At 63.0% G+C, this 7024-nt stretch carries 9 protein-coding genes and 1 pseudogene; 6 read left to right on the top strand and 4 right to left on the bottom strand.

Annotated features, from left to right (window positions below):
* Positions 1–438: pseudogene (locus DBR22_RS06990) on the top strand (hypothetical protein); the annotation flags it as partial.
* A 133-nt stretch (positions 439–571) separates the two neighbouring features.
* Here DBR22_RS06990 and DBR22_RS06985 read toward each other — a convergent pair.
* Positions 572–1495: an SRPBCC family protein gene (locus DBR22_RS06985; protein ID WP_108598407.1), complete on the bottom strand. Its 924-nt coding sequence runs from the start codon at positions 1493–1495 to the stop codon at positions 572–574.
* 134 nt (positions 1496–1629) lie between these two features.
* On the bottom strand, positions 1630–1779 hold the full coding sequence (locus DBR22_RS23745) for a hypothetical protein (RefSeq protein WP_181365071.1): 150 nt from the start codon (positions 1777–1779) through the stop codon (positions 1630–1632).
* 197 nt (positions 1780–1976) lie between these two features.
* Between DBR22_RS23745 and DBR22_RS06980 the strand changes: the two genes are divergently transcribed.
* Positions 1977–2588 (top strand): NADPH-dependent FMN reductase, encoded by a 612-nt coding sequence (locus DBR22_RS06980; RefSeq protein WP_108598406.1) that lies wholly within the window; start codon positions 1977–1979, stop codon positions 2586–2588.
* Positions 2589–2609: 21 nt separating this feature from the next.
* On the opposite strand, the gene DBR22_RS06975 is transcribed toward DBR22_RS06980, so the two are convergent.
* The gene (locus DBR22_RS06975) at positions 2610–3083 is read right to left on the bottom strand and encodes a sensor histidine kinase (RefSeq protein ID WP_108598405.1); all 474 of its coding nucleotides are present in this window, start codon (positions 3081–3083) and stop codon (positions 2610–2612) included.
* 183 nt (positions 3084–3266) lie between these two features.
* Between DBR22_RS06975 and DBR22_RS06970 the strand changes: the two genes are divergently transcribed.
* The 3 genes from DBR22_RS06970 to DBR22_RS23740 all read left to right on the top strand — a co-directional run bounded on the left by DBR22_RS06970 (position 3267) and on the right by DBR22_RS23740 (position 4906).
* On the top strand, positions 3267–3464 hold the full coding sequence (locus tag DBR22_RS06970) for a hypothetical protein (RefSeq protein WP_108598404.1): 198 nt from the start codon (positions 3267–3269) through the stop codon (positions 3462–3464).
* 222 nt (positions 3465–3686) lie between these two features.
* Complete coding sequence (locus tag DBR22_RS06965) at positions 3687–4736, top strand: glycosyltransferase (protein WP_108598403.1); 1050 nt, start codon at positions 3687–3689, stop codon at positions 4734–4736.
* Positions 4737–4741: 5 nt separating this feature from the next.
* A complete protein-coding gene (locus DBR22_RS23740; protein ID WP_181365070.1) occupies positions 4742–4906 on the top strand; it encodes a hypothetical protein in 165 nt (54 codons plus the stop codon).
* A gap of 108 nt (positions 4907–5014) precedes the next feature.
* Here the strand turns inward: DBR22_RS23740 and DBR22_RS06960 are convergent, their stop codons facing one another.
* On the bottom strand, positions 5015–6106 hold the full coding sequence (locus tag DBR22_RS06960) for a hypothetical protein (protein ID WP_258229074.1): 1092 nt from the start codon (positions 6104–6106) through the stop codon (positions 5015–5017).
* Positions 6107–6530: 424 nt separating this feature from the next.
* Here DBR22_RS06960 and DBR22_RS06955 point away from each other — a divergent pair.
* The coding region (locus tag DBR22_RS06955) for a response regulator transcription factor (protein ID WP_146187416.1) at positions 6531–7024 on the top strand (494 nt) is incomplete at its 3' end.

Genomic DNA, 7024 nt, shown 5'->3' with positions numbered 1-7024 from the left:
CTGGGTGATGTGAAGACATTGTCGGTGGAGAAGCCGGCTGGTGCACTGCCTGGCGACTTCAACCTCAACGGCATCGCCTCCGCCAAGGACGGCGACGTCCTGATTGTGGCACACTCGGCCAACAGCAAGCTGTACACCGTCAATCCGAAGAGGGGTACGAGCGCCGAGATCAAGGGGCTCGATCTGCCCAACGTGGATGGCATCGTGGTCAGGGGAAACCAGCTGTGGGCTGTTCAGAACCTCATTAACCAGGTCAGCCGCATCCGGCTGTCCGGTGACCTTTCCTCGGGCCGGGTACTGGACGTCATCAAGAGCGACGAGTTCAACGTTCCCACCACTGCTGCGCTGTTCGGGAACACCCTGGCCGTGGTGAATGCCCAGTTCATGGTCCAGGACGACAAGAAGTTTGAGGTCGTCCTGGTGCGCGCCCGCGGTTAGGCGCAAGGCTGCCAGCACGGGAAACGGCTCTGCCCCGCATCAGATGCGGGGCAGAGCCGTCAGTGCGGGCCGGGCCCGTCCGAACCTGGATAGCGGGCCCGTCCGAACCTGGAAAGCGGGACAGGCCTACAGGTCAGTGCTGGCCGAGGTTTCCGCCCAGCGGCGGAATGTTCCCTGAGACCGTGCCATCCTCGCGGCGCTGGGCAGCGCTGCGGGTTTCGCCCTCAGCGGTTTCGTCGGATTCGCCCTCGAAGTCCACCAGGCCGTTGGTCTGGTCGAACGGGTGCCCTGGGGAACGCTCGCCACCGCCCACGGAGCTGGCAACCGAGCCCGTTCCGGCGCCGGCCGCCGTCGTGGTTCCCGATACCGAATCGGAGGGGACGCGCCGAATCGGTGTTGGCTCGTCCACGACTGGTGTCACCGGGGTGGCGGTGACGTCCCGGGTCTCGTGAGCGTCCTTGTTGCTTCCGCTCATGGCTGCTGCGGCACCGGCGGCTGCGGCGACTCCGGCTGCTGCTGCCACCTTGCCGGAGAAGCCGGCTTTGCCCGAATCGCCGCGTGATGCCGCGGCATCCTCCACGCCGGGGGTGCCCACCGTGGCGCCCTCGTTCAGGGACCCGCGCCATGCGCCGCTCGCGTAGCCGGCGTCCTCGATGAACTCCTTGAACCGCTTCAGGTCGGCCTCGGCCTGGCGGTCAACAACGTTCAGCTTGTCGCCGACCTTCTCGATAATGCCTTCGGGATCGTATTCGAGGCTGAGCCGGATGGAGGTCTGGCCTCCGCCCACATCCTCGAACTCGACGGCACCGGCGTTGGTGGCGCCTTCGGTGGCGGCCCAGGCAACTTTGCGGTCCGGGACCTGCTCCAGAATCGTGGCGGTCCACTGCCGGCGGACACCGGCGATTTCCGCCACCCATTCAAGCTGGTCATCGCTTGTCTGCTTGACGCTCTTCACCCCGCCCATGAAGTGGGGAAACTCTTCGAACTGGGTCCACTGGTTGTAGGCCGTGCTCACCGGCACGTTCACCAGAATGCGCTTTTCCACCTTCGTGCTCATAGCGGTCTCCTTTAAGTCGAACCGGATCTGATGAGGGAATCAATTATTCATCAGCATGCTTAGCATATCGTCCGGTTCGAGCTCATGGCCAGCCTCAAGTGACCACTTTCCTGAGCCCGGATGGCTGGTGAGCCTCAGCCGGCGGTCCCTTGTGGCTCGTCCGGGTCGGCGCCTTCGGCAGGTTCCTGCGAATGTACGCGGAGGTCGGTGGGGTCCGCGGCTTCGTCCCCCTCGGCCGGAGCTTCGGCGTGAATGCGTTGCGACGTTCCTGGTTTTTCCTTCATGACAACTGCTCCCGTGGTGTGGCGATTTCCCCCTAGATCATCATTCAGCGCCCGTGCTGACGGGGTGTCAAGGTCCTTCATGCGGCCTCTGGCCGCGGGAACGGTTCTGTGCTGGACTGGGGAGGCACTGTGCCGCTTCACCAACAAAAGCTCTTTGGCCAGCCGGCCCTGCCGGCTGTTTTGGGAAGGAATCTCTCATGGCAACGCACAAAATCGGGTACTTCGTGGGGAGCCTGGCCACCGGCTCCATCAACCGAACGCTCGCCACCGCCCTGATCAAACTGGCCCCGGAGAACCTCGAGTTCACCGAGATCCCCATCAAGGACCTGCCGCTCTACAGTTACGACTACGACGCCGATTTCCCGCCGGCAGGGCGCGCCCTCAAGGAAGCCATCGAAGGCTCGGACGGCATCCTGTTTGTGTCCCCCGAGTACAACCGTTCCATCCCCGGAGCCCTGAAGAACGCCATCGACTGGGGCTCACGGCCATGGGGCACCAACTCCTTCGCGCGCAAGCCCACCGGCATCATCGGCGCTTCGCCGGGCGGCATCGGGACTGCGGTGATGCAGTCCTCCATGCGCAGCGTGCTCAGCTTCCTGGACGCCCCCCAACTGAACGCCCCGGAAGTCTATATTCAGTTCAAGCCGGAGGTCTTCGGCCAGGACGGCGAGATCAAGGACGAATCCACCGCCAAGTTCCTGCGGCACTACATGGACGAGTACGGCGCCTTCGTGGAGCGTGTGCTGGCAGCCAATGCACCGGGCCACATCGGTGACCTGGAGCCTGATCCGGACAAGCTTTCACGGTAGGCCCGCCGCACTGACGCCGGGTCAGTCCAGGGGCAGGGTGACCGTTACCGTGGTGCCCTGCCCTGGTTCTGAACGGATGTCGATGGTGCCGCCGGCGTCATGGACGGCTACGGACATCAGCCGCAGGCCGTAACCGTGGTGCCGCCCGCTGACGGCGAGCCGGCTGTCAAAGCCCGTGCCGTCGTCGGACACTACCAGCCGTACGCCGTGGCCCACGGCGGTGAGCTGGAGGCTGAGTTCGGAGGCGTCCGAGTATTTGTACGCGTTACTGAGGGCCTCGCGGGCCGACTGGTAGAGCAACGACGCGCAGTCCGCCGGGATCTCTATGCCCCAGTGCGGAGTATCCCAGCGGACTGCTGTGCCTTGCTGACGGAGGGGACCGGTAAGCCTGTCGATGCAGCCGGCGAGCCCCAGGCTGTGGAAATCGAGCGGGTGGTGATCGGTGATCACGCCTCCCTCTGCGACTACCTCATCCATAGCTGATTGGTTTCCCATGACCCGACCTGCTTCCCCGCCATCATTTGTGGTGATGTGTCCAGAGTGAACCCGGAACTGCATGGGTGGCCAAGGGTTGGCGCAAGATCGCATCAATTTTGTTCCCCAGAATAATCAGCAGGATCAGGAGCCATCCGATCCGGCCGCTGGTAGCGTAGTTGCCCACCAAATGAAGGAGGGGCCATGACCATCAACTCACCCGAATCCCTGCCCGATGACGACGCGCAGGACACTGATGTGAAGGAGACGGCGGGGAAAGGCGCCGAAGGCAAGGACGACGACGGCGTCCCCACCAGTGCGGACGGCGTGGGCCTGGGTGCCACCCATGAACCGAACACGTTCGAACCCGAAGAGGACCCGGAAGCTGCCGACGAGGACTGACCGGGGTGCTGCGGGGCCGCCCGCACGCATGCTGCTTCGCGTTGATTTTGCGCGCCCGTCTTGACAGAAGCTTGTTGGTTTAGTGCCGGAATTCTGCTGTTGCTTTGCGTTCTCGTTGGAAGACTCGCAATCAATAGCTAGTTGATAACTTCCGGCGGGGGATATGGGAATACTTTGTGCTGAATCGCAGGGCCCTTGGAATAAAAGGGCCGGGGCGATCCGGTGATTACTGTCCTGATTCCTGCCCATAATGAAGCAGCCGGTATCGGCGAAACACTCATATCGCTTAGAGGACAGTCCTTGGTGCCCGACAGGATTATTGTCGTGGCGGACAACTGCACGGACGCAACGGCGCAGATTGCACTGGACGGCGGCGCTGAAGTGGTTTCCACGGCCGGAAATACCCATAAGAAGGCCGGGGCACTCAATCAGGTGCTGGCCACCCTTCTTCCGGAAGCCGCGCCCGAAGACCTCATCCTCGTCCAGGACGCCGATTCCCAGCTGTCCCCTGATTTCATCGAGCGTGCCGTTGGCCACCTCCAGGCAGACCGGCGCCTCGGTGCCGTGGGCGGGGTTTTCCGCGGCGGTGACGGCGGGGGTTTTGTGGGCCACCTGCAGCGGAATGAATACGCCCGTTACGCCCGGGACGTCCGGCGGCTCAAAGGTAAATGCCTGGTGGTTACCGGCACAGCCGCGCTGTTCAGGGTGCGGACCCTCCGCGACGTTGTTGCCGGGCGGCTGGATGGGACCCTGCCCGCCGGAAATGGTCGCGGGGGCGTGTACGACACCTCGGTCCTGACGGAGGACAACGAGCTGTCTTTCGCCCTGCTGACACTTCACTACCGGATCAAGTCACCGGTGGACTGCACCCTGGTCACCGAGGTGATGCCCACCTGGCGCGAGCTTTGGGCGCAGCGCCTGAGGTGGAAGAGGGGTGCCGTGGAGAACTGCGTCCAGTATGGCTGGACGCGCGTGACCCGGCCGTACTGGGGCCGGCAGGCCCTGTCCGTGCTGGGTCTGCTGGTGAGCGTGGCCTATGTGAGTACGATCGCGCTTGCACTGGGCACGGGGGCAGGGCTGCACATGCAGCCGTTCTGGCTTGCCGTGACCGGTGTCTTCGTGATCGAACGCGTGGTGACAGTGCGGCTTCGTGGATGGAAGTACATGCTTGCCGCCGCCACCATGTACGAGCTGGTGATCGACCTGTTCCTGCAGGTGGTCCACACGAAGGCCTACGCAGATGCAGCCTTCAACAACAAGAAAGCCTGGTAACACCTATGTATGACAACCCAGCAGCCCCTATGGCAGCCGGAATCGGTTCCGGAACCCTCGCCATGACGGGCGCCGGTGACTTCTTTTGGGTCGGACTGGCAGCTTTCGCCATGGTGGCACTCGGCATGGCCGTCAAGCGGATCGTTCCGGTCCGTGGCGGGAACTCCTAACCAAGGCAAACCCGGGCACGGTGTCCGGGAGCGCAACAAACGCAGGGCAGCCAACCGGCCACCCTGCGTTTTTTGCTGTCCCCGGGACTGCCTCCTCGGAAGGGCGCGTTATGTGCTGACGCTCACCACGCTGGAGCATCCGGCCAGATCGCAGACTTTGTAGGCGGTGGTAGTGCCGCCCTTGAAGGCGTTGACGTAGCTGCCTGTATTGGCAACGGTTTTCTGGATCCCATTGATCCAGAGCGTCACGCTGCCCCCGGTGGCGCCCGCCCATTTGAGCGTGGTGCGGTTCAGGCCCTTGATTTTGGCGTTGGACGCCGTGAGGGATATCGCGGCTACCGGCGCAGGGGGCTGGACCGAAGCGGCGGGGGCGAAACTGAAGTCGCGGACCACCACCGATTCCGGCTTCACGTGGGCAGGATCCCCGCCTCCTCCGCCGGTCACCCACAGGTTGAAGTGCACCTTCTCGCCGGCCGGCACGGGAACTGTGGAGCCTTCCAGCACGGTGCGCTTCAGGAGTGTTCCTACAAAGCCTTCACCGGCGTAGGTCTCGAAGGTCAGCCGGCCCGGTTCCCAGACCATCCGGTGTGTGGTGATGGGGCTGGAGGTCACGTCAAAAGTCACGGTGTTGTTTCCCTGGCCTGGCGGTTTGCCGGCATCGAACCAGTAGCCGTGGCCCTGGCTGACGGGCCAGGATGCGCCATAGGCTGCACCTCCTCCCCACGCCGATGCCTCGCAGAGATCGATCTCGTTGTATCCCGGTTCAGCCAGGGGATCGTAGGTGAACAGGCAGCCCCACACCACTTCCTTCTGCAGTATGCTCAGGTTTTTCTCAACCGTGGTGCTGTACGTTCCGTAGCCGAAGCCCTGGCGGGTGGACTGGAACTCGGCTCCCACGGGCGCCTCGCCGGTGGGGTTGGTCAGTCTGAGCGCCACATAGCCGCTGGCGTCCGGACTGCTGACATTGGCAGCATCAAAGGCCTTGTTGTACTGCGGGGCTCCGCCCCAAAAGCGCTTCTCCCAGTTGAAGCCCTTCCATGTAAAGCTTCCAGCGGGGCCGGGGTCCTGGTTCAGCGGCGTGGTGTCCGCGGCCTGGGTGGCAGGCACGATTGCCAGCACCGCAAGGGTGGTTGCCGCAAGGACCGCGAGCGGCCTGATGATGCGGACGGGAGGTGAGACTGAAAAGCGAAAAGAAGCCATGTGATGCCCCTTGCGTGTTGCTCCCAGCGAGCATGTTATTGCGCCCCCATTGAGCACAGGTTGATCATCAGTCACAACAGCCCCACGGCGCAATAGCCCGTATACATGGATTTTTCCGCGACCTATTCTCAAGAAATACGCAATTCTGGCGAAAGCTCAAGAATTACGCGCTAAATAATCAATTTCCGGAATGTGACCTGTGGCGATGTGTAGGCTCAATAATGAGGCGGTTCCTGCAAATAAAGCCGAATACCCATCCAACAACGCATATGTCTACGAATTGACGTGGAAAATGCGTTTGCTTGTGTGCGGTGGCCCTCAAGAGTCAGGGCCCGGATGCTTGTTCAAACCCGTCCGGTGGGCCACCCGCCAACGCAGGCACAACGTCAGGAAATGAATCACGTGAAGAACTTTGGGGGCACGGATGGTGGAGCGGGGAATTGCTGTTGTTGTGGAGGACGACGACGATATCAGGACGTGTTTGGCTGACGTTCTGGTGCAGTCCGGCTTTGCCGTGCAGTCAGCAGCCTCAGGTCAGGAGGGCGTGGAGCTTGTCCGCGAATACAACCCGGTGATCGTCACCCTGGACGTGGGGCTGCCGGACTTCGACGGTATTGAGGCCGCCCGCCGCATCAGGACCTTCAGCGACGCCTATCTCATCATGGTGACAGGCCGGGTGGAGGAAGCTGACGCCCTCATGGGTTTCGAAGCAGGCGCCGATGACTACCTCACCAAGCCTTTCCGCCCGCGGGAGCTGCGGGCCCGAATCGCGGCTATGCTGCGACGGCCGCGGATCCTCAACGCAGGCTCAGCAGAAAGTGCCCCTGGCCCGCCGTCTTCCGGTGGCCATTACCCCCTCGGGCAGCTTTCGGCCCCGCCCACCCAGCAGGATCTTGCGCCTGCACTGCAGGCCGGGAT

Source organism: Arthrobacter sp. HMWF013 (assembly GCF_003061105.1).
In the GTDB taxonomy this organism is placed as follows: domain Bacteria; phylum Actinomycetota; class Actinomycetes; order Actinomycetales; family Micrococcaceae; genus Arthrobacter.
The sequence above is the reverse complement of the archived record's forward strand: the minus strand, read 5'-3'. Positions and strand labels throughout refer to the sequence as shown.

What these genes read in the sequence shown, in the direction of transcription:
- DBR22_RS06960 (WP_258229074.1), bottom strand. Translation starts at nt 6,106, where the DNA reads ATGGCTTCTTTTCGCTTTTCAGTCTCACCTCCCGTCCGCATCATCAGG.
- DBR22_RS06980 (WP_108598406.1), top strand. Translation starts at nt 1,977, where the DNA reads ATGGCAACGCACAAAATCGGGTACTTCGTGGGGAGCCTGGCCACCGGC.
- DBR22_RS06975 (WP_108598405.1), bottom strand. Translation starts at nt 3,083, where the DNA reads ATGGGAAACCAATCAGCTATGGATGAGGTAGTCGCAGAGGGAGGCGTG.
- DBR22_RS06985 (WP_108598407.1), bottom strand. Translation starts at nt 1,495, where the DNA reads ATGAGCACGAAGGTGGAAAAGCGCATTCTGGTGAACGTGCCGGTGAGC.
- DBR22_RS23740 (WP_181365070.1), top strand. Translation starts at nt 4,742, where the DNA reads ATGTATGACAACCCAGCAGCCCCTATGGCAGCCGGAATCGGTTCCGGA.
- DBR22_RS06970 (WP_108598404.1), top strand. Translation starts at nt 3,267, where the DNA reads ATGACCATCAACTCACCCGAATCCCTGCCCGATGACGACGCGCAGGAC.
- DBR22_RS23745 (WP_181365071.1), bottom strand. Translation starts at nt 1,779, where the DNA reads ATGAAGGAAAAACCAGGAACGTCGCAACGCATTCACGCCGAAGCTCCG.